This window comes from Burkholderia sp. BCC1208 (assembly GCF_902833095.1).
GTDB lineage: Bacteria > Pseudomonadota > Gammaproteobacteria > Burkholderiales > Burkholderiaceae > Burkholderia.
Genome location: NZ_CADFDY010000001.1, coordinates 491632 through 518036, shown reverse-complemented (window position 1 = coordinate 518036; position 26405 = coordinate 491632). Strand labels below are relative to the sequence as shown.

The 26405-nt window shown below is 68.8% G+C and carries 24 protein-coding genes; 18 read left to right on the top strand and 6 right to left on the bottom strand.

What is annotated here, in order from left to right; all coding sequences use genetic code 11:
* From HWX09_RS02330 to HWX09_RS02310, 5 genes are all read left to right on the top strand, one after another.
* Positions 1 to 936, top strand: a complete 936-nt coding sequence (locus HWX09_RS02330) for a branched-chain amino acid ABC transporter permease (protein WP_027784202.1) — start codon at positions 1 to 3, stop codon at positions 934 to 936.
* Positions 929 to 2158 (top strand): branched-chain amino acid ABC transporter permease, encoded by a 1230-nt coding sequence (locus HWX09_RS02325; protein ID WP_027784203.1) that lies wholly within the window; start codon positions 929 to 931, stop codon positions 2156 to 2158. The genes HWX09_RS02330 and HWX09_RS02325 overlap by 8 nt, the downstream gene beginning before the upstream one ends.
* Complete coding sequence (locus HWX09_RS02320; protein WP_027784204.1) at positions 2155 to 2907, top strand: ABC transporter ATP-binding protein; 753 nt, start codon at positions 2155 to 2157, stop codon at positions 2905 to 2907. Before HWX09_RS02325 ends, HWX09_RS02320 begins: the two co-directional genes overlap by 4 nt.
* The gene (locus tag HWX09_RS02315; RefSeq protein ID WP_027784205.1) at positions 2904 to 3608 is read left to right on the top strand and encodes an ABC transporter ATP-binding protein; all 705 of its coding nucleotides are present in this window, start codon (positions 2904 to 2906) and stop codon (positions 3606 to 3608) included. The genes HWX09_RS02320 and HWX09_RS02315 overlap by 4 nt, the downstream gene beginning before the upstream one ends.
* 176 nt (positions 3609 to 3784) lie before the next feature.
* A complete protein-coding gene (locus tag HWX09_RS02310; protein ID WP_027784206.1) occupies positions 3785 to 4531 on the top strand; it encodes a glucose 1-dehydrogenase in 747 nt (248 codons plus the stop codon).
* A 46-nt stretch (positions 4532 to 4577) separates the two neighbouring features.
* Here the strand turns inward: HWX09_RS02310 and HWX09_RS02305 are convergent, their stop codons facing one another.
* The 5 genes from HWX09_RS02305 to iolC form a co-directional block, all read right to left on the bottom strand.
* Complete coding sequence (locus HWX09_RS02305; RefSeq protein WP_027784207.1) at positions 4578 to 5072, bottom strand: heme-degrading domain-containing protein; 495 nt, start codon at positions 5070 to 5072, stop codon at positions 4578 to 4580.
* A 112-nt stretch (positions 5073 to 5184) separates the two neighbouring features.
* A complete protein-coding gene (iolB, locus tag HWX09_RS02300; protein WP_027784208.1) occupies positions 5185 to 6003 on the bottom strand; it encodes a 5-deoxy-glucuronate isomerase in 819 nt (272 codons plus the stop codon).
* Positions 6004 to 6058: 55 nt separating this feature from the next.
* The gene (iolE, locus tag HWX09_RS02295; protein ID WP_027784209.1) at positions 6059 to 6988 is read right to left on the bottom strand and encodes a myo-inosose-2 dehydratase; all 930 of its coding nucleotides are present in this window, start codon (positions 6986 to 6988) and stop codon (positions 6059 to 6061) included.
* Positions 6989 to 7048: 60 nt separating this feature from the next.
* Positions 7049 to 8932, bottom strand: coding sequence for a 3D-(3,5/4)-trihydroxycyclohexane-1,2-dione acylhydrolase (decyclizing) (iolD, locus tag HWX09_RS02290; protein ID WP_027784210.1), 1884 nt, complete (start codon positions 8930 to 8932; stop codon positions 7049 to 7051).
* A gap of 46 nt (positions 8933 to 8978) precedes the next feature.
* A complete protein-coding gene (iolC, locus tag HWX09_RS02285) occupies positions 8979 to 10937 on the bottom strand; it encodes a 5-dehydro-2-deoxygluconokinase (RefSeq protein WP_027784211.1) in 1959 nt (652 codons plus the stop codon).
* 315 nt (positions 10938 to 11252) lie between these two features.
* Here iolC and HWX09_RS02280 point away from each other — a divergent pair, with 315 nt between their 5' ends.
* The 8 genes from HWX09_RS02280 to HWX09_RS02245 all read left to right on the top strand — a co-directional run bounded on the left by HWX09_RS02280 (position 11253) and on the right by HWX09_RS02245 (position 20256).
* Positions 11253 to 12179, top strand: coding sequence for a sugar ABC transporter substrate-binding protein (locus HWX09_RS02280; RefSeq protein ID WP_027784212.1), 927 nt, complete (start codon positions 11253 to 11255; stop codon positions 12177 to 12179).
* A 69-nt stretch (positions 12180 to 12248) separates the two neighbouring features.
* Positions 12249 to 13832: a sugar ABC transporter ATP-binding protein gene (locus HWX09_RS02275; protein ID WP_027784213.1), complete on the top strand. Its 1584-nt coding sequence runs from the start codon at positions 12249 to 12251 to the stop codon at positions 13830 to 13832.
* Positions 13833 to 13859: 27 nt separating this feature from the next.
* A complete protein-coding gene (locus HWX09_RS02270) occupies positions 13860 to 14885 on the top strand; it encodes an ABC transporter permease (protein WP_027784214.1) in 1026 nt (341 codons plus the stop codon).
* A gap of 44 nt (positions 14886 to 14929) precedes the next feature.
* The gene (locus HWX09_RS02265) at positions 14930 to 15841 is read left to right on the top strand and encodes a sugar phosphate isomerase/epimerase (protein ID WP_027784215.1); all 912 of its coding nucleotides are present in this window, start codon (positions 14930 to 14932) and stop codon (positions 15839 to 15841) included.
* A 63-nt stretch (positions 15842 to 15904) separates the two neighbouring features.
* A complete protein-coding gene (locus tag HWX09_RS02260) occupies positions 15905 to 16918 on the top strand; it encodes a Gfo/Idh/MocA family oxidoreductase (protein ID WP_027784216.1) in 1014 nt (337 codons plus the stop codon).
* A gap of 35 nt (positions 16919 to 16953) precedes the next feature.
* On the top strand, positions 16954 to 17880 hold the full coding sequence (locus HWX09_RS02255) for a TIM barrel protein (protein WP_027784217.1): 927 nt from the start codon (positions 16954 to 16956) through the stop codon (positions 17878 to 17880).
* A 32-nt stretch (positions 17881 to 17912) separates the two neighbouring features.
* Complete coding sequence (locus HWX09_RS02250) at positions 17913 to 19085, top strand: Gfo/Idh/MocA family oxidoreductase (RefSeq protein ID WP_027784218.1); 1173 nt, start codon at positions 17913 to 17915, stop codon at positions 19083 to 19085.
* Between the two features lie 286 nt (positions 19086 to 19371).
* Positions 19372 to 20256 (top strand): MurR/RpiR family transcriptional regulator, encoded by an 885-nt coding sequence (locus HWX09_RS02245; RefSeq protein ID WP_027784219.1) that lies wholly within the window; start codon positions 19372 to 19374, stop codon positions 20254 to 20256.
* Positions 20257 to 20378: 122 nt separating this feature from the next.
* Here HWX09_RS02245 and HWX09_RS02240 read toward each other — a convergent pair whose 3' ends face one another.
* A complete protein-coding gene (locus tag HWX09_RS02240) occupies positions 20379 to 21899 on the bottom strand; it encodes a CoA-acylating methylmalonate-semialdehyde dehydrogenase (protein WP_027784220.1) in 1521 nt (506 codons plus the stop codon).
* Between the two features lie 110 nt (positions 21900 to 22009).
* Here HWX09_RS02240 and HWX09_RS02235 point away from each other — a divergent pair, with 110 nt between their 5' ends.
* The 5 genes from HWX09_RS02235 (at position 22010) to HWX09_RS02215 (ending at position 26399) form a co-directional block, all read left to right on the top strand.
* Entirely contained in the window at positions 22010 to 22945 is a 936-nt protein-coding gene (locus tag HWX09_RS02235) for a LysR family transcriptional regulator (protein ID WP_027784221.1), read from the top strand.
* A 117-nt stretch (positions 22946 to 23062) separates the two neighbouring features.
* Entirely contained in the window at positions 23063 to 23290 is a 228-nt protein-coding gene (locus tag HWX09_RS02230) for a sulfurtransferase TusA family protein (RefSeq protein WP_006402122.1), read from the top strand.
* Positions 23291 to 23635: 345 nt separating this feature from the next.
* Positions 23636 to 24070, top strand: a complete 435-nt coding sequence (locus HWX09_RS02225) for a hypothetical protein (RefSeq protein ID WP_027784222.1) — start codon at positions 23636 to 23638, stop codon at positions 24068 to 24070.
* A 266-nt stretch (positions 24071 to 24336) separates the two neighbouring features.
* A complete protein-coding gene (locus HWX09_RS02220; protein ID WP_027784223.1) occupies positions 24337 to 25041 on the top strand; it encodes a response regulator transcription factor in 705 nt (234 codons plus the stop codon).
* Positions 25038 to 26399, top strand: a complete 1362-nt coding sequence (locus HWX09_RS02215) for a FecR domain-containing protein (RefSeq protein ID WP_027784224.1) — start codon at positions 25038 to 25040, stop codon at positions 26397 to 26399. Before HWX09_RS02220 ends, HWX09_RS02215 begins: the two co-directional genes overlap by 4 nt.
* The last annotated feature ends 6 nt before the right edge of the window (positions 26400 to 26405 follow it).

Genomic DNA, 26405 nt, shown 5'->3' with positions numbered 1-26405 from the left:
GTGCACGCGTTCGCGCTCCAGGCCTTCAACGGCCTCAGCTACGGCTTGTTGCTGTTCATGCTGTCGGCCGGCCTCACGCTGATCTTCAGCGTGCAGGGCGTGCTCAACTTCGCGCATGCGAGCTTCTACATGCTCGGTGCGTATGTCGGCTACAGCATCGCGGCCTGGGCGGGCTTCTGGCCCGCGCTCGTGCTCGCGCCGCTCGCGGTCGGGCTGCTCGGCGCCGGCTGCGAACGCGCGCTGCTGCGCCGCGTGCAGGCGCGCGGCCATACCAGCGAACTGCTGCTGACCTTCGGTCTGGCATATCTGATCGGCGAGGGCGCGAAACTCGCGTGGGGCCTCGCGCCGCTGCCGGCGCCCGTGCCGCCGCTGTTCGACGGCGCGCCCGCGAGCGTGTTCGGTCTCGCATTGCCGCGTTACCGGCTGTTCATGATGGCGATGTCCGCGACGATGCTGGTCGCGCTCGGCGGGCTGCTGCGTGCATCGCGCATCGGGCTCGTCGTGCGCGCGGCGCTCACGCATCGCGCGGCCGTCGAGGCGCTCGGCTACGACGTGCCGCGTGTGATGACGGCGCTGTTCGGCGCGGGGACCGCGCTCGCGGCGCTGGCCGGCGTGATCGGCGCGCCGCTCGCGGTGATCGAACCCGCGCTCGCCGAGACGGTCGGGTCGGTCGTGTTCGCGGTCGTCGTGATCGGCGGCCTGGGCTCGCTCGGCGGCGCGTTCGTCGCGTCGCTCGCGGTCGGCTTCGCGCAGACCTTCGCGGCCGCGAGCGACACGTCGCTGCGCGACCTCGCGCAATGGACGGGCATCGCGCTGCCCGACAGCGTCGCCGCGGTGTCGATCGCGCAACTGGCGCCGCTGGTGCCGTACCTGCTGCTCGTCGCGGTCCTGGTCGCGCGGCCGCGCGGGCTGTTCGGCGAGCGTGCCGATGCGTAGTCGAGCGCTCGCCGGCCTCGCGCGCTGGGCGCCGTTCGTCGCGTGCGTCGCGCTGCCCGCATGGCTGTGGCCGCATGGCGCGGTGCTCGGCTATCTCGCGCAGACGGCCGCGCTCGTCGTGCTCGCGCTGTCGTACAACCTGCAGCTCGGTACGACCGGGCTGCTGTCGTTCGGGCATGCGGCGTTCGCGGGCCTCGGCGCGTTCGCGGCCGCCCACTGGTTCAACCGCATCGGCGCGCCGCTGCCGCTGTTGCCGCTCGTCGGCGGCGTGGCCGGCGCGGGCTTCGGGTTCGTTGCCGGGCTGCTGGCGACGCGTCGTTCCGGCACCGCGTTCGCGATGATCACGCTCGGGCTCGGCGAATGCGTCGCGGCCGCCGCGTGGAGCGTGCCCGCGTGGTTCGGCGGCCTCGGCGGCGTGCCGATCGACCGTGCGAGCGGCGTGTCGTGGGGCAACGGGCAATTCGGCGCGCCGGCGCATGCGTATGCGTTGATCGCCGCGTGGTGCGTCGTGTCGGCATGGGCCATGCATGCGCTGACGCGCACGCCGCTGGCGCGCCTCGCGAACGCGGTGCGCGACAACCCTGAGCGGGTCGCCGCGCTCGGCACCGATCCGCGCCGCGTGCGGCTCGCGATGGTCACCTGCGCATCGTTCTTCGCGGGCGTCGCCGGTACGCTGACGCTGATCGACGTCGAGATCGCGACACCCGACAGCGTGTCGATGGCGCGCTCGGCGACCGTGCTGATAGCCGCGGTGATCGGCGGCACCGGCGCGTTCTTCGGGCCCGCGGCCGGCGCGGCCGTGCTGACCGCGCTGAGTATCGTCGTCGCGGGCGTGTCGCGTGCGTGGGCGCTGTATCTGGGCGTGCTGTTCGTCGCGATCGTCGTGGCCGCGCCCGGCGGGATCGCGGGCATTGCCCGGGCGCTCGCGCATGTGCTCAGGCGCGGCGCGCCGGCGGTCGAGCGATGGCGCGCGCTGTGCGGCGTCGGCGCGTGCGCGTTCTGGGGCGTCGCGATCGTCTGCGCGGCCGAGCTCGGCTATGCGTGGCGCTTCGCGCAGGACGGCGGCACGGGCCTCGCGTTCGGCGCATGGGGCATCGACGCCGATACGCCGGCTGGCTGGGCCGTCGCGTGCTCGGCGGCCGGCATCGGCACGCTGCTGTGGAGCTGGCGCGCGCGGCTCGGGCATCGCGCCGCGGCGGCCACGCCGGAGGACGCGCGATGAACGGCAACGCGATCGCGCTTCACGGCGTCGTGCAGCGCTTCGGCGCGCAGACGGTGCTCGACGGTGTCGACTTGAGCATCGCGGCCGGCGAGCGCCATGCGCTGATCGGGCCGAACGGCGCGGGCAAGTCGACGCTGTTCGGCGTGATCGCCGGGGCGACGCGGCCGACGCGTGGGCGCGTCGTGCTGCACGGCATCGAGCTGCGCGGGCGCGGACCGGTCGTCGCGAGCCGGCTTGGCATCGGCCGCAGTTTCCAGCAGACGAGTGCGTTCGCGCGCCTGACCGTGTTCGACAACCTGCGCTGCGCGGCACTGCATGCGCCGGCCGAACGGCGGCGCTGGTGGAACCGGCTGCGCGAATCGGCGTCGGTCGATGTCGCGGCGGCGCGCGTGCTGCACGACATCGGGCTCGACGCGCGACGCGACACGCCGGCCGCCGAGCTGAGCTATGCGGAGCAGCGCGCGCTCGATCTCGGCATCGCCCTGGCGAGCGGTGCGCGTACGCTATTGCTCGACGAGCCGACGGCCGGCATGAGCCGCGCACAGGCGGCGCGGATGATCGCGCTGATCCGCGCGACGACGCAGGGCCGCACCGTGCTGATGATCGAGCACGACATGGATGCGGTGTTCGGTTTCGCCGAACGCATCACGGTGCTCGTGCGCGGCACGGTGGTCGCGACCGGCGCGCCCGACGCGATCCGCGCCGATTCGCGCGTGCGGGCCGCCTATCTGGGCGAGGGCGCGGCATGAGCGCCGTGCTCGACATTCGCGGGCTGCGCGCGTGGTACGGGATACGGCCCGTGCTCGACGGCGTCGATCTCGCGCTCGCGCCGGGCGAGACGCTCGCGCTGCTCGGGCGCAACGGCTCGGGGCGCTCCACGCTCGCGAAGGCCGTGATGGGGCTGGTGCGTACCGCCGGCTCGGTGCGCATCGCCGGCGCCGAATGCGTGGGCGCGCGCACGTTCGAGATCGCGCGGCGCGGCGTCGCTTACGTGGCTGAAAGCCGCGACGTGTTCCCGCTGTTGACCGTGCGCGACAACCTGCGGCTCGGTTTGCGCGGCGCAAGCGGCGCAACCGAACGCTCGGCGCTCGACCGCCTGTTCGACCGTTTTCCGCTGCTGGCCGCGCGCGCGGACGTGAAAGCCGGGCGGCTGTCGGGCGGCGAGCAGCAGGTGCTCGCGCTGGTGCGCGCACTCGCCGGCCGGCCGCGCGTGCTGATCGTCGACGAACCGGCCGAAGGGCTCGCGCCGCTCGCGGTCGACGAAGTCGGCGCGTGCCTCGCCGCGCTGCAGGCCGACGGCGTTTCGATCGTGCTGATCGAGCAGCGGCTGCAGCTTGCGCCGCGGCTCGCGCGACGCGCGGCGGTAATGGGGCGCGGACGGATCGTCTACGACGGCGGGCTCGACGGCCTCGGCGGCGAGGTCGCGCACGCCTGGCTGAGCGCTGGCTGACGACGCCCGCTCGATTGTTCGGCAAACTCCGCCAGTCAATTCGCTTCGAGCCGCTTTATCGCTGCGGTGCCGCACCTTACATTGCCAGTCAGGCCGGTCGCCATTGAAACGCATCGACGCATCGTCGCGGCAACCGGCGCCATCCATCGAAGGTCTTCGAACAGAGGAATGAAATCATGAGCAAGCTGGCAGGCAAGGTAGCGATCGTCACGGGCGCATCGAAGGGCATCGGCGCGGCAATCGCGAAGGCACTGGCCGACGAAGGTGCATCGGTCGTCGTCAACTACGCGAGCAGCAAGGCGGGCGCGGACGCGGTCGTGAGCGCGATCACGGAAGCGGGCGGCCGCGCGGTCGCGGTCGGCGGCGACGTGTCGAAGGCCGCCGATGCGCAGCGCATCGTCGATACCGCCATCGAAACGTACGGTCGTCTCGACGTACTCGTCAACAACTCCGGCGTGTACGAATTCGCGCCGATCGAAGCGATCACCGAAGAGCACTACCGCCGGCAGTTCGACACGAACGTGCTCGGCGTACTGCTGACGACGCAGGCGGCGGTCAAGCATCTCGGCGAAGGCGCGAGCATCATCAACATCAGCTCGGTGGTGACCAGCATCACGCCGCCGGCCAGCGCCGTGTACAGCGGCACGAAGGGCGCGGTCGACGCGATCACCGGCGTGCTCGCGCTCGAACTCGGCCCGCGCAAGATCCGCGTGAACGCGATCAACCCGGGGATGGTCGTGACCGAAGGCACGCACAGCGCGGGCATCATCGGTTCCGATCTCGAAGCGCAGGTGCTCGGCCAGACGCCGCTCGGCCGCCTCGGCGAGCCGAACGACATCGCGTCGGTCGCCGTGTTCCTCGCCTCGGACGATGCGCGCTGGATGACCGGCGAGCATCTCGTCGTGAGCGGCGGGTTGAACTGATCGTCGGCGGTACCGCGCGAACGGTGCAGGGGCGCCGTTCGCGCCGTTACGCGCTCATCGCCAGCGTATTCGCGCCGACGTGCCAGCGCAAGCATTCGACGACGAGCGCGTGATCGCGTTCGGAGCCGAGCCCCGCGATCGTCATCGCACCGACGATGCCGGCGCCGGCGATACGCACCGGCACGCCACCGCCGTCGAGTGCGTAATCGTCGTCCGACAGGCCCTGCGACCGCAGCGACCAGCCGGCACGCCGAAAGCGCGCGCCGACCGCGAGCGAACTCTGGCCGAAACGCAGGACCGTGTTTTGCCGGCGGCGGATCGCATCGCCGTCGTGCGCGCCGCTGCCGTCGAGCGCGCAGTAGAACAGCAACGCCTGCTCGCCCACGATGCCGACCGCAATCGGCAGCCCGCGTCGCGACGCGAGGTTGATCGCGATTTCTCCCATTCGGCGCGCGACGGCTGCATTGAAGTGCGGCAGCGCCGGGTTCGACGTATCGTCGTCGAAGGCGTGGGATTCGAGGCGAAAGGGGGGCGTCACCATGGCGGCTCCGTAGCGTTGCCGGCACTGTATGCGCGTGCCGGGCGTCGCATCGTCACGGGCCGCGTCGGCCCGTCTTCCATTCAGTGCTTCGGCGCTTCAATACTTCAGCCCTTCACCGTTTCGGCGCCGCATCGAGCATCCACTCGTGCGCGGGATCGTTCTTGAACGCCCACGCGCGGCTCGGCCCGGCCATCACGTTCAGGTAGTACAGGTTGTAGCCGTGCGGAGCGACCACCGGGTGGTAGCCGCGCGGCACCATCACGACGTCGTGATTCTCGACCGCGCACGCCTCGTCGAGGCTGCGGTCGTCGGTGTACACGCGCTGGAACGCGAAACCCTGCGGCGGATCGATCCGGTGGTAATAGGTTTCCTCGAGCGAGGTTTCGTCGGGCGCCGCGTCGCGGTCGTGCTTGTGCGGCGGATAGCTGCTCGAATGGCTGGCCGGCGTGACGACTTCGACGACGAGGAGGCGCTCGGCCGCCGGGTTGTCGCCCATCAGGATGTCGCATACGTAGCGCGTGTTGGTGCCTTGCCCGCGCGCCGAGCGGCGCATCCGTTCGCCGTCGAGGCGCCGCACGGGTTTGTCGCCGCTCGCGTACGGCGCGGTGCACAGCGCGACCTCCGCATCGCGCGTCGCGACCAGCGTGACGCGCTTGCCGCCCGGCACGTACAGCGCGTCCGGCGACACGTCCTCGAACACGCTGTCGCGCTTGCCGAGCGCGTCGTAGGCTTCGCCGTCGACCTCCGCGCGCACCGTGCCCGTCAGCACGACGACGCACAGTTCGCGCGTGCCCGTGTCGAGCGTCTCGGTGTCGCCGGCCTTCAGGCGCAGCGCGCGAAAGCCGACGTGTTTCCAGCCGGCCGATTCGGGCGTGACGTTGCAGATTTCGCGGTCGGCGGATGCCTTGACCAGCAGGGGAGAAATCGTCATGAAATGGGTCTCCGCAATAGGATAGGGCGGCGCGCTCGGGCGTTTGCGCACATGCTCACGCGCTCAACCGGTCGACGATCGCGCGCAGCGATTCATAGCCCTTCTTCGCATACGCATAGCTCGGCGCGACGGCCGGATCCTGCTCGGCCTCGACGACGAGCCAGCCTTCGTAGCCGGCGTCCTTCAGCGTGCGCAGCGTCGCGTCGTAGTCGAGCGCGCCGTCGCCCGGCACCGTGAAGGTGCCGTTGATCACGCCGTTCAGGAAGCTCCAGCCGTCGTTGCGCGCCCGGTTGACGACCTGCGGCCGCACGTCCTTGCAATGCACGTGCGCCACGCGCGATACGTGCTTCCTCAACAGCGTCACCGGGTCGGCCGCGCCGCCGAAATACGCGTGGCCGGTGTCGAACAGCAGGAACACCTTCGCGGGATCGGTCAGCGCCATCAGCCGGTCGACGTCGTCCGGCGATTCGACGTACGCACCCATGTGGTGATGGTAGGCGAGCCGGATCCCGTAGGTGTCGAGCAGATGCGCGCCGAACGCGTCGAGGCGCGCGGCGTAGCGCCGCCAGGCGTCGTCGTCGACGAAACGCGGCCGCTTCGCGACCGGCGTGTCGATGCTGCCCTGGATCGTGCCCGCGCATTCGCCGTACACGACGACCGTCACGTCGTTGAATTGCAGCTTCGTCATGTGCGCGCGGCAGCGCTCGATTTCCGCCGCGACGGCATCGGCGTCGGTCATGCCCGGCGCGACTTCCGCGAGGAAGCCCGAATACCAGCCCGACACGCATACGAGCCCGAATTCGGCGAGCTTCGCCTTCAGTTCGGGGCCCGTCTTCGGAAACTTGTTGCCGAGCTCGAAGCCCGCATAGCCGATTTCGGCGCCTTCCTTCAGCGCCGTCTCGAGCGGCGTCTCGCCGCCGAGCGACGGCAGGTCGTCGTTCATCCACGACAGGGGATTGATACCGATGCGGACGTTCCAGCTCATGACTTGCTTCCTTGATTCGGATGATGTGTGGCAGGCGTGTTCGTGGCGCAGCGTGCGCAATCAGCGCCGCTGCCGGGTTTTCGCATCGAGATACGCGCGGTGTGCGTCCTCGACACCGGCGCGTTCGGATACCTGCGGCACCGCGACTTCCCACCATGCGCCGCCGTCGTCGGTGGTGCGACGGTGCGTGGTGTCGATCACGAGCACCTGGCTCTTCGTCGTCGCACGCGCGCGTTTCATTTCGCGGCGCAGCTCGCCGATGTCGCCCACGTGCACGGCGTCCGCTCCCATCGCGCGCGCATGCATCGCGAAGTCGATCGTCGAGCGTTCGCCGCCCTCGGGCACGCAGTCGTCGAGCATGTTGTTGAAGCTCGCGCCGCCGCAATTGAGTTGCAACCGCTCGATGCAGCCGTAGCCTCGGTTGTCGAGGATCACGACGATCAGCTTGCGGCCGAGCATCACGGAGGTCGCGAGCTCCGCGTTGAGCATCATGTACGAGCCGTCGCCGACGATCACGATCACTTCGCGCTCGGGTCGTGCAAGCTTCGCGCCGAGGCCGCCCGCGACCTCGTAGCCCATGCACGAATACGCATAGTCCATGTGGTAGTTGCCCGGCACGCCGCTGCGCCACAGCTTGTGCAGTTCGGCCGGCAGCGTGCCGGCCGCGCAGACGACGAGATCGTCGCGCGCGCTGTCGCGCCCCGCGTCGGCCGCGGAGTCGCGCACCGCGCCGATCACGTCCGCGTCGTACGGCAGCGTGTCCTTCGGCATCCGTGTGGTCAGCTCCGTCACGCGCGCGTTCCATGCGGCGGCCTGGTCGCGGTTGGCGGCCGTCCACGCCGCGTCGGCACGCCAGCCGGCCAGCGCGGCCGACAACTGGCCGAGGCCCGTACGCGCATCGGCAACCAGTTGCCGGCCGCGTTTCTTGCCCGCGTCGAACGGCTGCACGTTCAGGCTCAGCAGCGTCGCGTCGCCGTAGAGCGCGTGCGAGCCGGTCGTGAAATCCTGCAGCCGCGTGCCGACCGCGAACACGACGTCGGCCTGCGCGGCCGCGCGGTTGGCGGCGGGGGAGCCCGTCACGCCGATCGAGCCAAGGTTCAGCGGGTGGTCCCACGCGAGGCTGCCCTTGCCGGCCTGCGATTCGGCCACCGGCACGCCGTGCGTGTCGGCGAACGCGCGCAGCGCGTCCCACGCCTGGCTGTACAGCACGCCGCCGCCGGCGACGATCAGCGGCTTCTTCGCGGCCTTCAGCACGTCGAGCGCATCGGCGAGTTCGAGCGCGTCGGCCGGCGGCCGGCGCATCCGGATCACCGGCGGCGCGAAGAAATCCTCGGGCCAGTCGTACGCGAAGGTCTGCACGTCCTGCGGCAGCGCGAGGCACACGGGGCCGCACTGCGCGGGATCGGTCATCACCTGGATCGCGCGCGGCAGCGCGACGAGCAACTGCTCGGGCGACGTGATGCGATCGAAGTAGCGCGTCACGGGCCGGAAGCAGTCGTTCGCGCTGACGTCGCCCTGTTCGAAATCCTCGACCTGCTGCAGTACCGGGTCGGGCAGCCGCGACACGAACACGTCGCCGGGCAGCAGCAGCAGCGGCAAGCGGCCGACGTGCGCGAGCGCGGCAGAGGTGAGCATGTTGGTCGCGCCGGGGCCGATGCTCGACGTCGCGGCCATCATCCGCTGGCGGAAATTCGCTTTCGCGAACGCGACGGCCGCATTGGCCATCCCTTGCTCGTTGTGCGCGCGAAACGTCGGCAGCCGGTCCTTCTCGGCATGCAGCGCTTCGCCGAGCCCGGCCACGTTGCCGTGGCCGAAGATCGCGAACACGCCGCCGCAGTACGGCAGGATCTCGGTGCGGCCGTCAGGCTGGACGACTTCGGCGCGCAGGGCGGCCAGGTAGCGCACGAGCGCCTGGCTGACGGTCAGTCTTACGGTAGTGGTCATCGTCGGTCGATAGAGAGAAGTCGGATGGTCGTCACGAACACGGGCATCAGGCTGCCGCCGCGGCGCGCGCGGCGGCCCGCCGGCCCAGCCACGCGTCGACCAGTTGCGCGAAGTTGCCGGCCACTTCGTCGATCAGCGCCTGGTCGTCGATCCGGCCCGCGAACCAGTTCAACGACGCATCGGCCCACAGCGTGCGCCCGACCATGAAGCCCTTGACGATCGGGTCGGTCGCCGAGCGGAAGCTGTCGACGAGGTATTGCAGCGGCTGGTTCAGCCCGAGGATCACCGCGCCGCGGCAGTGCGGATCGCGCTCCGCGATCAGCGCGGCGAGCCGCGCCCAGCCGTCGGCGCTCAACGGCGTGAGCTTCCACCATTCGGGTTTCACGCCGAGGTTGTAGAAGCGCGCGACCGTGCGCAGCACCGCGTCGTCCTCGGTGCCGGCCGGCGTGACCGCGCGCGGCGGAATCATTTCCAGCAGCAGCTCGTTGCCGCTCGCCCGCGTGGCTTCCCACAGTTCCAGCACGCGCTGCTCCTGCTCGACACGCAGGTCGACATGGTCGTCGGGGTGATAGTGAACGAGGCACTTCACGACCTGTTCGGTCGGCCAGTGCGTGAGCGACGAGCCGACCGAGCGCGTCTCGTCGAACCGCAGCGGCCGCGAGCCCGGCAGCTCGACCGGGCGGCCGACCCACCAGCCGCGCCCGGTGGCCGACGCGAGCGCGTCGCTGCCGTACGCGCCGCCGTCGATCAGCACGCCGACGTGGCCGGCGATGCCGCGATCGCGTTCGACCTGTTCGACCGCGCGCACGAGCAGGCGCTTCAACGTCTTGATCCGCGCTTCGTCCGCGCCGGCCTGCACCGCGAGTTCGTAGAACTGGCTGCGATGGTCGAACGCCATCACGCACAGGTCGTCCCATTCGCGGCGCGGCACCGTCACGCGATGCAGGTGCGCGAGCGTGCGGTCGGCATCGACCGCCGGATTGCGGCTGCCGTCGAACCAGTGCGCGAGTTCGGCCGGCGTCGGCATCGCGGCCGAGCATGCATGACGCGACACGACGATCGCGCCGCACGCGTTCGCGATCCGCGTCGATTCGGCCCAGTCGCGCCCACGCAGCAGCCCCGACAGCAGGCCCGACAGGAACGCGTCGCCCGCGCCGAGCACGTTGAGCACCTCGACGCGTTCGCCGACGAAGGTCGGCGCATCGTCGATGCGCACGGGAACGTCGCCTTCGATCACGCAGCAGCCGAGCGCGCCGCGCTTGACCACCAGCGTCGCGGTCGTGATCGCGCGCACCGCCTGCAACGACGCGATCAGGTCGTGCGGCACGCCGCCCGCGATCAGGAATTCCTCTTCGGTGCCGACCAGCAGGTCGAATTCGCCGAGCACCTGCTGCAGTTGCCGCGTCACCTGCGCGTCGGGTACGTAGCGGTTCTCGCCGGCGCCGCGTGCTGTCAGCCCCCACAGCACCGGCCGGTAGTCGATGTCGAGGATGCGCACGGCACCGTGCCGGCGCGCATACGCCAACGCCGTCAGCGACGCCTCGCGCGTGCCCGGCGTCGACAGATGCGTGCCGGTGATCGCCAGCGCGCGGCAACCGGCGATGAAGTCCTCGCTGATCTCGTCGGCGCGCACAGCCATGTCCGCGCAGTTCTCGCGCACGAACAGCAGCGGAAACGTATCGCGATCCTTCAGTCCGAGCAGCACCAGCGCGGTGAGGCGCTCGCGATCGGTCTGCAACTGGCTCGTGTCGCAGCCTTCGCGCTCGAGTGTCTCGCGCAGGAAGCGGCCCATCTGCTCGTCGCCGACGCGCGAAATCATCGCGGTCTTCAGCCCGAGCCGCGCGACGCCGAACGCGACGTTGCCCGACGAGCCGCCGAGATACATCTGGAAGCTGCGCGCGTCTTCGAGGCGGCTGCCGTACTGCTGCGCATAGAGATCCACGGCCACGCGGCCGAGGCAGGCGAGATCGATGGGGCGGTCACTCGGAAAGTTCAGCAGGCTCATATCACGTGTCACGCTCGCGGCCGGCGTTCGGCGCTGCCGGCAGATTAGGGGACCGAATCCTGGGCGGCTATCGGCAGCGGATGCTGCACGACGCGAGGCTGCCTGCCGTCAGGATTCGGGCTACGGACGCAGTCTAGACTTTTTGGAAATCCAGTTCCCTAGGTGAAATCACGTAGAAATAAATTTCCAAATTTTCGAGGAAGTGATCTACAGTTTCATCCGGATGCTTCAGTCCCGATCGGACCAGACGGGACTCGGCCCGGCGGCGCGCAACGCGCCGTCTTCCGCCCCCGGAGATGAGGAGACAGATTGATCATGAAGACCAAGCTGATGGCCGTCGCGGCCGCCGCGATCCTGGCTGCGCCGCTCGCGCATGCCGAGAAGATCGGCGTGACGATGGCATCGTTCGACGACACGTTCCTGACCATCCTGCGCAACAGCATCGCCGATTCCGCGAAGAAGGACGGCGCGACGGTGCAGATCGAGGACGGCGGCAATGACGTCGGCAAGCAGTTGAGCCAGGTCCAGAACATGATCGCGCAGAAGGTCGACGCGATCATCGTGAACGCGGTCGATACCGACGCGACGCCGAAGATCACGAAGATGGTGACCGCGGCGAAGATCCCGCTCGTCTACGTCAACCGCAAGCCGGTCGATTTCGACAAGCTGCCGGCCGGCGTCGCGGTCGTCGCATCCGACGAAAAGCAGTCTGGCACGCTGCAGGCGCGCCAGGTGTGCAAGCTGCTCGGCGGCAAGGGCGACATCCTCGTGCTGATGGGCGAGCTGTCCAACGAATCGGCGCGCGCCCGCACCAAGGACATCGAGGACGTGATCGCGACCAAGGATTGCGCGGGCATGAAGATCGTCGACAAGCGCGAAGGCAAGTGGAGCCGCACGCAGGGCCAGGACATCACGATGAACTGGCTGAGCTCCGGGACCAAGTTCGACGCGATCGTGTCGAACAACGACGAAATGGCGATCGGCGCGATCAACGCGCTGAAGGCCGCGCGCAAGCTGACGCCGAAGACGGTCGTCGCCGGCATCGACGCGACGCCGGACGGGCTTGCTGCGATGAAGGCCGGCGAGTTGAAGGTGTCCGTGTACCAGAACGCGTCCGGGCAGGGCGCGCAGGCGGTGGCCGCGGCGCTCAAGCTTGCGAAGAAGCAGCCGGTCGACCGCTACGTGAACGTGCCGTTCGAGCTCGTGACGCCCGACAACATGAACCAGTACGCGAAGCACTGACCGGTTGTCCCGTTGAACTGCGCGGGCCCGGCACGGCCGGGTTCGCGCGCGACTTGTCGAGGAACGTCCATGTTTACAGCCAGGATCGCGCGCCCGATGGCCGGCGGCGACGCGCCGGCCGCTTCGTCCGGGGCGGCCGGCTCGTCCGGTTCGCCGCCTCCTTCCGCGGCCGACTGCGTGCTCGAGGTGCGCGGCGTCGGCAAGTCCTTTCCCGGCGTCGTCGCGCTCGACGGCGTGCAGTTCCGCGTGCGCCGCGGCACCGTTCATGCGCTGATGGGCGAGAACGGCGCCGGCAAGTCCACGCTGATGAAGATCATCGCGGGCGTCTACACGCCCGACCAGGGCGAAATCCTGATCAACGGCGAACCGGTCGTGCTGAACGGCCCGCTCGATGCGCTCGACCGCGGCATCGCGATGATCCATCAGGAGCTCAACCTGATGCCGTACATGACGGTCGCGGAGAACATCTGGATCCGCCGCGAACCGAAGAACCGCTTCGGCCTGATCGATCACGCCGAGCTGCGCCGCCGCACGGCCGCGCTGTTCGAGCGGCTGTCGATCGACATCGATCCGGAAACCGACGTGCGCGCGCTGACGGTCGCGAGCCGCCAGATGGTCGAGATCGCGAAGGCCGTGTCGTTCGACTCGGACGTGCTGATCATGGACGAACCGACCTCCGCGCTGACCGACAAGGAAGTCACGCACCTGTTCCGGATCATTCGCCAGCTGCGCGAGCAGGGCAAGGGCATCGTCTACATCACGCACAAGATGAACGAGCTGTTCGAGATCGCCGACGAGTTCTCGGTGTTCCGCGACGGCAAGTACATCGGCACGCATGCGTCGAGCGACGTCACCCGCGACGACATCATCCGCATGATGGTCGGGCGCGAGATCACGCAGATGTTCCCGAAGGAGGACGTGCCGATCGGCGACGTCGTGCTGTCGGTGAAGGATCTCTGCGTCGACGGCGTGTTCCGCGACGTGAGCTTCGAGCTGCGCGCGGGCGAGATCCTCGGCGTCGCGGGCCTCGTCGGCTCGGGGCGCTCGAACGTCGCGGAGGCGCTGTTCGGCGTCGTGCCGGCCACGTCGGGCGAGATCCGCATCGACGGCAAGCCGGTGCGGATCGCGACGCCCGCGCAGGCGATGAAGCACGGGATGGCGTTCCTCACCGAGGACCGCAAGGATTCCGGCTGCTTCCTGAATCTCGACCTGCTCGCGAACATGGAGGCGGCGGTGCTGAGCCGCCGCTACGTGAAGTTCAATTTCGTGCAGCAGGCGCAGTTGAAGCGCGACTGCGAGGAAATGAGCCGGATGCTGCGCGTGAAGTCGCCCGGGCTGCACGAGGAAATCCAGAACCTGTCGGGCGGCAACCAGCAGAAGGTGCTGATCGGCCGCTGGCTGCTCACGCAGCCGCGCATCCTGATCCTCGACGAACCGACGCGCGGCATCGACGTCGGCGCGAAGGCCGAGATCCACCGGCTCGTCAGCGCGCTTGCCGGCAAGGGCGTCGCGGTGCTGATGATCTCGTCGGAAATGCCGGAAGTGCTGGGGATGAGCGATCGCGTGATGGTGATGCACGAAGGGCGCATGACCGGCATCGTCGATCGCAAGGACGCCGACCAGGTCCGCATCATGGATCTCGCGTCGCGCTGAGCCGTAACAAGATTGGAGACAACTGAAATGGGCAACCTGAACCCGGTCGCGGATGCGCAGACCATGACGCTCAAGTCGCGGCATACGAAGTGGCCGCCGGAACTGAGCATCTTCCTCGTGCTGGTCGGCATCAGCCTGTTCTTCGAGATCGTCGGCTGGATCGTCGTCGGCCAGAGCTTCCTCTTCAATACCGAGCGGCTCGAGATCATCGTGCTGCAGATGGCCGTGATCGGCATCATCGCGGTCGGCGTGAACCTCGTGATCATCACCAGCGGGATCGACCTGTCGTCGGGGTCGGTGGTCGCGGCGGCCGCCGTCGTGTCGGCGAGCCTCGCGCAGGTGTCCGACTTTCCGCGCGCGGTGTTTCCGCACCTCACCGACCTGCCGATCATCTGGCCGGTGCTCGCCGGCGTGTGCGTCGGGCTGCTGGTCGGCCTGCTGAACGGCACGCTGATCGCGATGACGGGCATCCCGCCGTTCATCGCGACGCTCGGCACGATGGTCGCCGCGCGCGGCTTCGCGAAGTGGTTCACCAACGGGATGCCGGTGTCGATGCTGACCGACCCGTTCGCGGCGATCGGCGCGGGCGCCAATCCGGTGATCATCTTTCTCGTGGTCGCCGCGATCTTCCACGTCGTGCTGCGCTACACGCGCTTCGGCAAATACACCTATGCGATCGGCGCGAACCGCCACGCGGCCGTCGTGTCGGGCATCAACGTCACGCGGCACCTGATCTTCGTCTATGCGATCGCGGGACTCCTGAGCGGGATCGCCGGCACCGTGACGGCCGCGCGCGCGATCTCCGGCCAGTCGGGCATGGGCGTGATGTACGAGCTCGATGCGATCGCGGCCGTCGTGATCGGCGGCACGTCGCTGTCGGGCGGCCTCGGGCGCGTGACGGGCACCGTGATCGGCGTGCTGATCCTCGGCGTGATGACGTCGGGCTTCACGTTCATCCGCATCGATGCGTATTACCAGGAGATGGTGAAGGGCGCGATCATCGTCGCGGCCGTGATCGCCGACCAGTACCGCAACAAGAAGTCGCGCCGCTGACCGATTTCGATACTGCCGAAACCGTGGAACCGTCCGGGAAGAAGATGAAGATCGCTCTGGATCCCTACATGATTCGCCACCTTCCGCTCGATCGGCTGCCGCATGCGGTCGCCGAGCTCGGCTACGACCAGATCGAGCTGTCGCCGCGCAGCGATTTTCTCGACTGGTGGGTGATGCCGCGCGCGACCCCCGCACGCATGGCCGCGTTCCGCCAGGCGATGCGCGCGAGCGGCGTCGGTCTCGCGTCGCTGCAGCCGATGTACCGCTGGGCGAGCCCGTTCGAGGACGAGCGGCAATGGGCCGTGCGCTGCTGGCAGAAGGCGATCGAGGTCGCGGTCGAGATGGAGTGCCCGCTGATGGTGTCCGAGTTCGGGCGCGGCGCGTCGCCCGAGCGTTCGGTCGGCGAGCGGCCGGGCGCGAACCCGAAGGAGCTGTGCGAAGCCGCGTGGTTCCGCTCGATGGACGTGCTGCTGCCGATCCTCGAGCGCGAACGCATCGTGCTGTCGGTCGAGCCGCATCCGGAGGACTGGATCGAGCAGCTGCAGCCGGCGATCGACATCGTCACGAATCTCGGGTCGCCCGCGCTGAAGCTGTCGTATATCGCGCCGCACACGTTCTACTACGGCGACGACATGGCCGCGATGATCGCGCAGGCCGCGCCGATTCTCGCGCACGTGCGCGTGGCCGACACGTTCGACCACCGCAAGAGCAGCCAGTTGCGCTACATCGTGAACCCGCCGGGCTCGAACCAGATCCGCGTGCACCAGCATCTCGACATCGGGCAGGGCGAGATCGACTGGGACGTGTTTTTCCGCGCGCTCGGCGCGGCCGGCTTCGACGGCGTGATGTCGTCGTGCGTGTTCGCATGGGAGGACCGCGCGGAAGCCTCGTCGCGCTACATGCGCGACACCATCCAGCGCTACGTCGATCGCCATTTCGACCGCGCCGCGCGCTGACCGATTGATGACCGGCGCGGCACGGGTCGCGCCGCTGATGAACGAACCACTGGAGACACCTGCATGACCTTGCAAATCGGCGTGATCGGCTGCGGCGCGATCGGCCAGGACCACATCCGCAGACTGACCCGCACGCTGTCCGGCGCGCGCGTCGTGGCCGTCAACGACATCGATCCGCGGCAGGCGCGCGACGCGGTGACGAAATACGGGCTCGACGCCGAGATCTACGGCGATGGCCACGAAGTGGTCGCGGCCGCCGACGTGCAGGCCGTGCTCGTCACGTCGTGGGGGCCGACGCACGAAGCGTTCGTGCTCGACGCGATCGCGCACGGCAAGCCGGTGTTCTGCGAGAAGCCGCTGGCCGTCACGGCCGACGGCTGCATGCGGATCGTCGAAGCCGAAGTCGCGCACGGCAAGCGGCTCGTGCAGGTCGGCTTCATGCGGCCGTACGACGAAGGCTATCGTGCGCTCAAGCGTTTGATCGACAGCGGCGCAATCGGTGCGCCGCTGATGCTGCACTGCGCGCACCGCAACCAGTCGGTCGGCGAGCGCTACACGACCGACATGGCGATCACCGACACGCTGATCCACGAACTCGACGTGTTGCGCTGGCTGCTCGGCGAGGACTATGCGAGCGCGCAGGTCGTCTATCCGAGGAAGACGCGCCATGCATCCGCGCACCTCGCCGATCCGCAGATCGTGCTGCTCGAAACCGCGAGCGGCGTGCGCATCGACGTCGAGATTTTCGTGAACTGCCAGTACGGCTACGACATCCAGTGCGAGGTGGTCGGCGAGCAGGGCATCGCAAAGCTGCCCGATCCGCCGGCCGTCGGGCTCAAGCACGCGGCGCGGCAGTCGGTCGAGATCATGACTGACTGGAAGGAGCGCTTCATCGCGTCGTACGACGTCGAGCTGCAGGCGTTCATCGACGGCGTGCGGCAGGGCGGGCTGACCGGGCCGTCCGCATGGGACGGCTACGCAGCGGCGGTCGCGGCCGACGCATGCGTGCGGGCGCAGAAGAGCGGCGCGGTCGAACCGATCGCGATGGCCGACCATCCCGCGTTCTATCGCGGCTGATCCGCGGCCGCTCGTCGCTTACCGGACCGACCGACATGACGATGAAGATTGGCTGCGCGCCGTGCTGCTGGGGCGTCGACGACGTGAAGAACCCGCACCTGCCGCCGTGGCGGCACGTGCTTGCCGAGGCCGCGCAGGCCGGCTACTCGGGCATCGAGCTCGGGCCGTACGGCTACATCCCGCTCGAGCCCGACGTGGTGAGCGCCGAGCTCGAACGGCACCGCCTGAGCATCACGGCCGGCACGATCTTCGACGATCTCGTGTCGCCGGAGAACCTGCCGAACCTGCTGCGCCAGACGCGCGACATCTGCGCGCTGATCACGCGGCTGCCGACGCCGCCGACGCAGGACGGCCAGCGCTACGCGGCGCCGTACCTGGTCGTGATGGACTGGGGCCACGAGGAACGCGACTACGCGGCCGGTCACGGCGATCGCGCGCCGCGGCTGTCCGACGAGCGCTGGGCGCGGATGGTCGACCATATCCGGCAGATCGCGACGATCGCGCGCGACGCGTTCGGCGTGCGCGCGGTGATTCATCCGCATGCGGGCGGCTACATCGAGTTCGCGGACGAGATCGACCGGATCGTGGCCGATATTCCGGCCGATACGGTGGGCCTGTGTCTCGACACCGGCCACCTGCATTACTCGGGCATGGACCCCGAAATGTGGCTGCGCCGCCATGCGGCGCGTCTCGACTACGTCCATTTCAAGGATATCGACGCGGCCGTGTACGACGCGGTGATGGGCGAGCACATCGCGTTTTTCGCCGCATGCGCGCGCGGCGTGATGTGCCCGATCGGCACCGGCGTGCTCGACTACCGCGCGATCCGCCAGGCGCTCGACGACATCGGCTACGCGGGCGCCATCACGATCGAGCAGGAGCGCGACCCGCGCAACGCCGGCACGAGCCTGCGCGACGTCGCCGCGAGCCGCGCGTTTCTCGCGTCGGCCGGTTTTGCATGACCTCCTGAACACGCACCGGGAACACCACCATCATGATTGACGGACAGATTCTGCTTGGACATTCGATTCGCTGGGGCATGGTCGGCGGTGGGCTCGGCAGCCAGATCGGCTACAGCCACCGGTCGGCCGCGCTGCGCGACGGCAGCTTCCAGTTGGTTGCCGGCGCATTCGACCTCGATCCCGAACGCGGCCGCCAGTTCGGCGTGAAGCTCGGCGTCGCGGCCGAGCGCTGCTATCCCGATTACGCGACGATGTTCGACGCCGAAGCGCGTCGCCCGGACGGCATCCGCGCGGTGTCGATCGCGACGCCGAACAACACGCACTTCGAGATCTGCTGCGCCGCGCTGAACGCGGGGCTGCACGTGGTCTGCGAGAAGCCGCTGTGCTTCACGACCGAAGAGGCCGAGGCGCTGCAGCGGCTGTCGATCGAGAAGAACCGGATCGTCGGCGTTGCGTACGGCTACTCGGGACACCAGATGATCGAGCAGGCGCGCGAGATGATCGCGCGCGGCGACCTCGGCGAGATCCGCATCGTGCAGATGCAGTTCGCGCACGGTTTTCACAGCGAAGGCGTCGAGGCCGCGAGCGCGGCCGCGCGCTGGCGCGTCGATCCGACATTCGCGGGCCCGAGCTACGTGCTCGGCGACATCGGCACGCATCCGCTGTACATCTCCGAGGTGATGGCGCCGGAACTGAAGATCCGGCGGCTGATGTGTTCGCGGCAAAGCTTCGTGAAGAGCCGCGCGCCGCTCGAGGACAACGCGTTCACGATCATGGAATACGACACCGGGGCGATCGGCTACGTGTGGTCGAGCGCGGTGAACGCCGGCTCGATGCACGGGCAGAAGGTGCGCGTGATCGGCTCGAAGGCCAGCATCGAATGGTGGGACGAGCATCCGAACCAGTTGCGCTACGAAATCCAGGGGCAGCCCGCGCAGGTGCTCGATCGCGGGATGGGCTATCTGCATCCGCGGGCGCTGCGCGAGGATCGGATCGGCGCCGGGCATCCGGAAGGGTTGTTCGAGGCTTGGTCGAACCTGTACGCGCGCTTCGCGCTCGCGATGGATGCGGCCGATCGCGGCGACGCCGCGGCGTTGAAGGCCATCCGCTTTCCGGACGTCCACGCGGGCGTCGAGGGCGTGCGCTGGGTCGAGAATTGCGTGCGTTCGGCCGATGCGGGCAGCGTATGGGTCGACTATCGTTGAACGGTGAGGGCAGGCGGGCTGCGCGGCGCGTCGTCGCGCTTCGTCGCGACAGCCGGCCTCGGTAGACGCCCTAATCTTTACGACGCCGCGAGCCCGTTGGACAATCGCTTCCAGTCGTGCCGTGGAGCGTGTGCAAGTGATGATCGAGCGCGTGGGAGCGAGCAGGCGGCGCGGGCCGGGCCGCAAACGTGATTAAATTCGCCCTTCATGCATGTATCCAGTCGAGCCCCGGGCCGCGTGCGCCAGCATCGCGCGCGCATCGGGGCCGTCAACTTCGCGCTATCCGATGAGTTCATCCGAGAAACCTCCCGCCACCGTCGAGCAGTTCCTGCAGCACCTGACGCAGGAGTACGACGGCCTCAGCAATCGCCTGAAGGTGATTGCGCGCCACGTGGAAACGCATCGGGACCAGCTTGGGCTGGAAGGCATCCAGTCGCTCGCGGAAGCCTGCGGCGTCCAGCCGTCGGCCGTCGTGCGCTTCGCGAAGCACTTCGGCTTCTCCGGCTTCTCCGAGATGCAGCGGCTGTTTCGCGAGGGGCTCGCGCAGCAGATCGCGCCCGGGCGCGCATACAACCTGCGGCTGCGCGACGTGATCGAGGCCGGCTCGTCGAGCCTGCAGCCCGAACAGATCGCCGACGAATTCATCAAGGGCAGCATTGCCGGGATGCAGCAGTTGCGGCAGACGCTCGATTCGCAGGCGCTCGCGCAGGCCGTGGATTTGCTCGCCGATACGCAGGCGATCTGGATCGCCGGGTCGCGGCGCGCGTTTCCGATCGCCGTGTATCTCGACTATGCGCTGCAGCATACCGACAAACGGATCGGCCTGTTCAGCGCGCTCGGCAGCATGCATCTCGGCCAGATCCGGTCGGTGCGCGAGGGCGACGTGATGATTGCGATCTCGTTCATGCCGTATGCGGACGAGACCGTGCAGGTCGCGCAGCAGGCCGCGCAGCGCGGCGCGCGACTGATCGCGATCACCGACAGCCGGATGAGCCCGCTCGCGCGGGACGCGGAAGTGACGCTGATGGTGCAGGACAGTGCAACGTTCGGCTTTCGTGCGCTGACGGCCACGATGGGCCTCGCGCAGAGCCTGTTCGTCGCGCTCGCGTACCGGCTCGAGCTATCCTATATGCCGACCGCCGACGGTGCGCACGGCACGAAGGCCGGCTAGGGCTGTTCCCGCCAATCACGGGCTTGCGCTGGCCACCAGAAGGGCCGGGCGCAAGGAATGCGACGAAGCTTCTGCCGGCGCACCGCCCGCCTGACCGGCCGACGGGCGGCGCACCGGCCGGCTTACTTCGCGGTCGGCATCGCGAATTCGGCGCCCTTGCCGATGCTCGACGACCAGCGCTGCATCACCGACTTCTGGCGCGTGTAGAAGCGCACGCCTTCCTCGCCGTACGCGTGCATGTCGCCGAACAGGCTCTTCTTCCAGCCGCCGAAGCCGTGCCACGCCATCGGCACCGGGATCGGCACGTTGATGCCGACCATGCCGACCTGGATGCGTCGCGCGAATTCGCGTGCGATCCCGCCGTCGCTCGTGAAGCACGACACGCCGTTGCCGAACTCGTGCGCGTTGATCAGGTCGACCGCCTCGCCGAAATCCTTCACGCGCACGCAGCCGAGCACCGGGCCGAAGATCTCTTCCTTGTAGATCCGCATGTCGGGGCGCACGTGATCGAACAGCGTGCCGCCGGTGAAGAAGCCGGCTTCGCGGCCCGGCACGCGCAGCCCGCGCCCGTCGACCACCAGTTGCGCGCCTTCGTTCACGCCTTGCTCGATATAGCCTTCGATGCGCTTCAACGCTTCGCCGGTGACGATCGGGCCCATCTCGACTTCCGGCGACATGCCGTCGCCGATCACCAGCTTGCGCGCGCGCTCGGCCACGGCCGGCACGATTCGGTCGGCCACGTCGCCGACCAGCACCGCGATGCTGATCGCCATGCAGCGCTCGCCCGCGGAGCCGTATGCGGCGCCGATCAGCGCGTCGACGGCCTGGTCGATGTTCGCGTCGGGCATCACGACGAGGTGGTTCTTCGCGCCGCCGAGCGCCTGCACGCGCTTGCCCGACTGCACCGCGCGCTGCTGCACGTACGCCGCGATCGGCGTCGAGCCGACGAAGCTGACGGCCTGCACGTCCGGATGATCGAGGAGCGCATCGACCGCGCCCTTGTCGCCCTGCACGACGTTGAACACGCCGGCGGGCAGGCCGGCCTGCGTGAGCAGGTCGGCGATGAACAGCGCGGCCGACGGGTCGCGCTCGCTCGGCTTCAGCACGAACGTGTTGCCCGTCGCGATCGCGACCGGGAACATCCAGCACGGCACCATGCACGGGAAGTTGAATGGCGTGATGCCCGCGACGACGCCGAGCGGCTGGCGCATCGTCCAGTTGTCGATGCCGGTGCTGACCTGGTCGGTGAAATCGCCTTTCAGCAGCTGCGGCACGCCGCACGCGAATTCGACGATGTCGATGCCGCGCGCGACTTCGCCCTGCGCGTCCGAGAATACCTTGCCGTGTTCGGCGGTGATGATCGCCGCGAGCGTGTCGCGGTGCTCGTTCATCAGTTGCAGGAAGCGGTGCAGCACGCGCGCGCGGCGGATCGGCGGCGTCGCGGCCCAGGCCGGGAACGCGGCGTGGGCGGAGGCGACGGCCTGCTGCACTTCGCTGCCGTCGGCCAGTGCCACGCGGCGCACCGCGCGGCCGAGCGCCGGATTGAGGACGTCCTGGAAACGGCCGCTGCGGCCGGCGACGGGCGCGCCGTCGACATAGTGGCCGACGTCGGCGTCGGACGTGTACGCGGGAACCTGATTCATCGTGTCTCCTGGGGGATGAGGGGGGAACAGCACCTAGTCTAGGGAAACCGGCAGGGCCGGAGAAGGCCGCGAAACTTGATTCACTGTTCAGAATTCTGAATAATCAGTGGATGAATCAGCAAAATGTCCAGGCGCTCTGGCCGCACATCCATTCGCTGACGGTGCTGGCCGCGGCCGGCAGTTTCACGGCTGCCGCACAGCGGCTCGGCATCAGCAAGGCCGCGATGAGCCAGCGCATCGCCGATCTCGAAAAGGCGGCCGGCGTGCCGCTCGTGCGGCGCACCACGCGCAGCGTGCGGCTCACCGATGCGGGCCAGACGCTCGTCGACAGCACGCGCGACGCGTTCGAGTCGATCGGCCAGCATTTCGCGCGCGTGAAGGATCTCGCCGGCGAGCCGCGCGGGTTGTTGCGCCTCACGGTGCCGGTCGCGCTCGGGCGCCAGCAGATCGTGCCGCACCTGCCCGATTTCCTGCGTCAGCATCCGGGCGTACAGATCGAGCTCGACCTGTCCGACCGCCTGCATTCGCTGACGCAGGAGGGCTTCGACCTCGCGATCCGCCATACGACCACCGCGCCGCAGACCCATGTCGCATGGAAGCTGTGCGACACGCGTTCGCTGCTGGTCGCGAGCCGCGACTATCTCGACATGCGCGGCGCGCCGCGCCACCCGAGCGAACTCGTCGATCACAGCTGCCTGTGCTACCTGCGCGAGCACGAGCCGGCCGCGTGGAGCTTCGAGCCGGACGGCCGCCGGCGCCAGCGCGTGAGCGTGCCGGTGCGCGGCAGTTTCGCGGCGAACAACAGCGAGGCGATGCGCGAGGCCGCGCTCGGCGGGCTCGGCATCGCGCTGCTGCCCGATTTCAGCGCGCGGCGCGATCTCGATGCCGGCCGGCTCGTCGCGCTGCTCGATGGCTGGCGGCCGTCGGGCGCGTTCGGCGACCATATTTTCGCAATCCGCCCATACAGCCCGGTCGTGCCGAGCGCGGTGCGCGCGCTCGTGCGGCACCTGCGCGAACGGCTTGCGGGCGGCTTCTCCGGCGCGTGAGCCCGACGGCGGCGCGCGCCGGGCCGTGGGCGGGCCGGGCGGGCACGGCGGCGCTGCGGTAAAATCGCGGCTTCCTCCCGCGCCGTGAGTGGCGCGTCATTCGAAGGTCGACCGCCGATGCAGATTCACAAGGAAGTGGACGCGCGCGGGCTCAATTGCCCGTTGCCGATCCTGCGTGCCAAGAAAGCGCTTGCCGATATGGAAAGCGGGCAGATCCTCAAGGTGCTCGCGACCGATCCGGGCTCGCAGCGCGATTTCGCCGCGTTCGCGAAGCAGACGGGCAACGAGATCGTCGAATCGACGACCCAGGACAAGACCTTCGTGTTCCTGATGCGCCGCCGCTGAAGGCGCGCATCGCACGTCCCGCCGCGCCCGGCGCCCGGCCGGCGCGCCTGGCGGACCGCTTCGCCGGCCCACCCAGCCGGCTGCCCCTGAGTACTTTCCAAGACCGAAAGAAGCCTGACGGGAGCGAGCGCTACACAAGAGCCAGCGCACCCCTCGCTCAGGCTCCTGTTCCATTGGAAAGCGCTTACCGCGCCTCTCTGACAATTCTTAAACCTCGTTGCGTGACCGGCTGCGTATACTGACCCGGCCGGTCGTCCGCTCCCAGCGGAGGCGCCGGCCACGGTACGTCGCACGGCGGGCTCGGGGGCCATGCCTGACGCTACCGTCGTACAACGGGGAGAGGACATGTCCTTCAGACCAGGGACCCTTCGAAGTCCGTCCGGAGCGCAAAGCATCGCGCCCGTGCGCACCTCGGAATTGAACCGGATCGAGCTCGATCCGCAACGGGACCGCCACGCGCGTGCCGCGCTGGAGGCCTATGCGGATTCGGCCGCGGCCGAGATGCCGTGGCTGGCCGAGTGGCTCGACGAACGGCTGCGCGATGCCGCGCGGGGCGATGGCTCGGGCCCGACCTACTGCGGTGCGACGATCGAACGCGTGTTCGATCTGGCGCAGGCATGGGCGGCAGGCCAGCCCGACTACGCGGCCGGCGCGTGGGAGCGTGTGCGCGACCAGTTGCAGCGGATGCTGGCGCAACCGCCGCTGTCGGAGCGGCCGTCGCCACGCGTGCCGACAGACGATTTTGCCGAGCCGGTGGCCGGCATCGCGGGCGCCGAATAGGCGTCCGGTTGCGCAACAGAAAGGATTATTCGAAGAAAGGGCGATAGTCCGCGCAATTTCTTGGCGAATTTCATACTACTATGATGAAATCGCCGGTTCGTCCGTGCCCCGTTTTTGAGATATTTAACCGGGGTCGCCGGTTTGCGCAGGTGGCGCGAGCGGCGAACGACGGCTCGCCGGCCGGTATCCGGTGCCGCGCGCATGCTGCGCGGCCGGGGCAGGCGCGGGAGCCGAATGGACGAATCGACTTCGATTTGCGGGGTGCTATGAGAATTGCTGTATTGGATGACGATCCGGCCCAGACGGATTTCGTCAGTCAAACGCTGACGGCCATCGGCCATACGTGCTATGCGTTCAAGGAAGGCAAGGCCCTGAAGAAGCGCCTGCAGCGCGAGACGTTCGACCTGCTGGTGCTCGACTGGAACGTGCCCGACATGTCCGGCGAGGAAGTGCTCAAGTGGGTGCGCGCCAACCAGACCGAGCATAGCCTGCCGATCATCTTCATGACGAGCCGCGACGACGAGGCGGGGATCACGCAGATTCTCAACGCCGGCGCCGACGATTACGTGGTCAAGCCCGTGTCGGGCCCGATCCTGCGCGCGCGCATCGGTTCGCTGCTGCGCCGCGCGTATCCGGTCAACGCCGAGGCGACCGTCCGCGAATTCGATCAGTTCCGTTTCGACGTGAACCTGAAGCAGGCGTACGTCGGCGACAAGGCCGTGAGCCTCACGCAAAAGGAATTCGAGCTCGCGCTGCTGCTGTTCCAGCATCTCGACCGGCCGCTGTCGCGCGCGCACATTCTCGACCTCGTGTGGAAGCAGGCGACCGACATTCCGTCGCGCACGATGGATACGCACATTTCGATGCTGCGCACCAAGCTCGGCCTGCGGCCCGAAAACGGCTACCGTCTCGCGCCGATCTACGGGTACGGCTACCGGCTCGAACGGGTCGGCCAGGGGGAACCGGAGTGACCGCGCGAATCACGCAGCGCACGGCGGGCCTGTGCACGGCGGCGCTGCGCGCGGCCTGCGCGGTCGCGTTCGTGTTCGCCGCGCAGCAGGCCGCGGCGCAGCCGCCCGCCGCCGCGGGAAAGATGGTCGTCTATCGCACGCAGGCGGGCGACACGCTGTACGCGGTCGCCGCGCGCTACCTGCAAGGTGCGGACGACTGGCAATTGCTCCAGCAGATCAACGGCGTGCCGGCGCCGAAGCGCCTGCAGCCCGGCGTCGCGCTGAAGCTGCCGGTCGCGCGTCTGCGCAAGGAAACGCTCACCGCACGCGTGATCGCGGTGCAGGGCACGGCCGAGCGCGCATCCGGCGCCGCCTTCGCGCCGCTCGCGAACGATGCGACGCTCGCCGAAGGCGACCGCGTGCGCACCGGCCCGAACGGCTTCGTGACGATCGAGCTGGCCGACGGCACGCACATGAGCCTGCCGCCCGACAGCCAGCTCGACCTGAAGTCGCTGCGCCGCACGGTGCTGACCGGCACGCTCGATCGCGAGTTCGAACTCACGCGCGGTTCGGTCGACAGCGAAGTCACCCACCTGAAGAAACGCGACGACCGCTTCCAGATCCGCTCGCCGTCGGTCGTCGCCGGCGTACGCGGCACGCGCTTTCGCGTGAACTACGACGCCGCCGGCACTGCGTCGACGCGCGTCGAAGTGCTCGACGGCACCGTCGGCGTCGCGGGCGGCCGCCAGCCGGCGGGCGCGACGCTCGTGCATGCGAAGTTCGGCAGCGTGGCGACGTCGTCCGGTGCGGTCGGCGAGCCCGTCGAACTGCTGGACGCGCCCGTGCTCGCGCATCCCGACAAGGTGCAGGACGAGCCCGACGTCGCATTCGACGTCACGCCGCTTGCGCAGGCGCATGCGTATCGCGTGCAGCTCGCGCACGATGCGGGGCTGCTCGACCTGTTCCGCGAAACGCGTACCGATTCGCCGCGCGCGGTGTTCCGCGACGTGCCGAACGGGAATTACTTCGTGCGGATTGCCGCGATCGATGCGAACGGCCTCGAGGGGCTGCCGCGCACCTATGCGTTCGAACGTCGCGTGATGGGGCTCGATGCGAGCGCGTCGCAGGGCGCGGGCGGCTACGAGTTCCGCTGGTCGCCGAACGGGTCGGGCCAGAATGCGCGTTACCGGTTCGTGCTGTCGCGCTCGAAGGACCTGAGCGCGCCGGTCGTCGATCAGGTCGGGCTGCACGCGCGCCAGATCACCGTCGCGCACCTGCCGGCGGGCGACTATTTCTGGGCCGTGACCGTCGAGGAATTCGAAGGCGGCAAGTTCTACGAGAAGACCAGTCCGGTCAGCGCGTTCACGTTGTCGCGCTGACCCGCG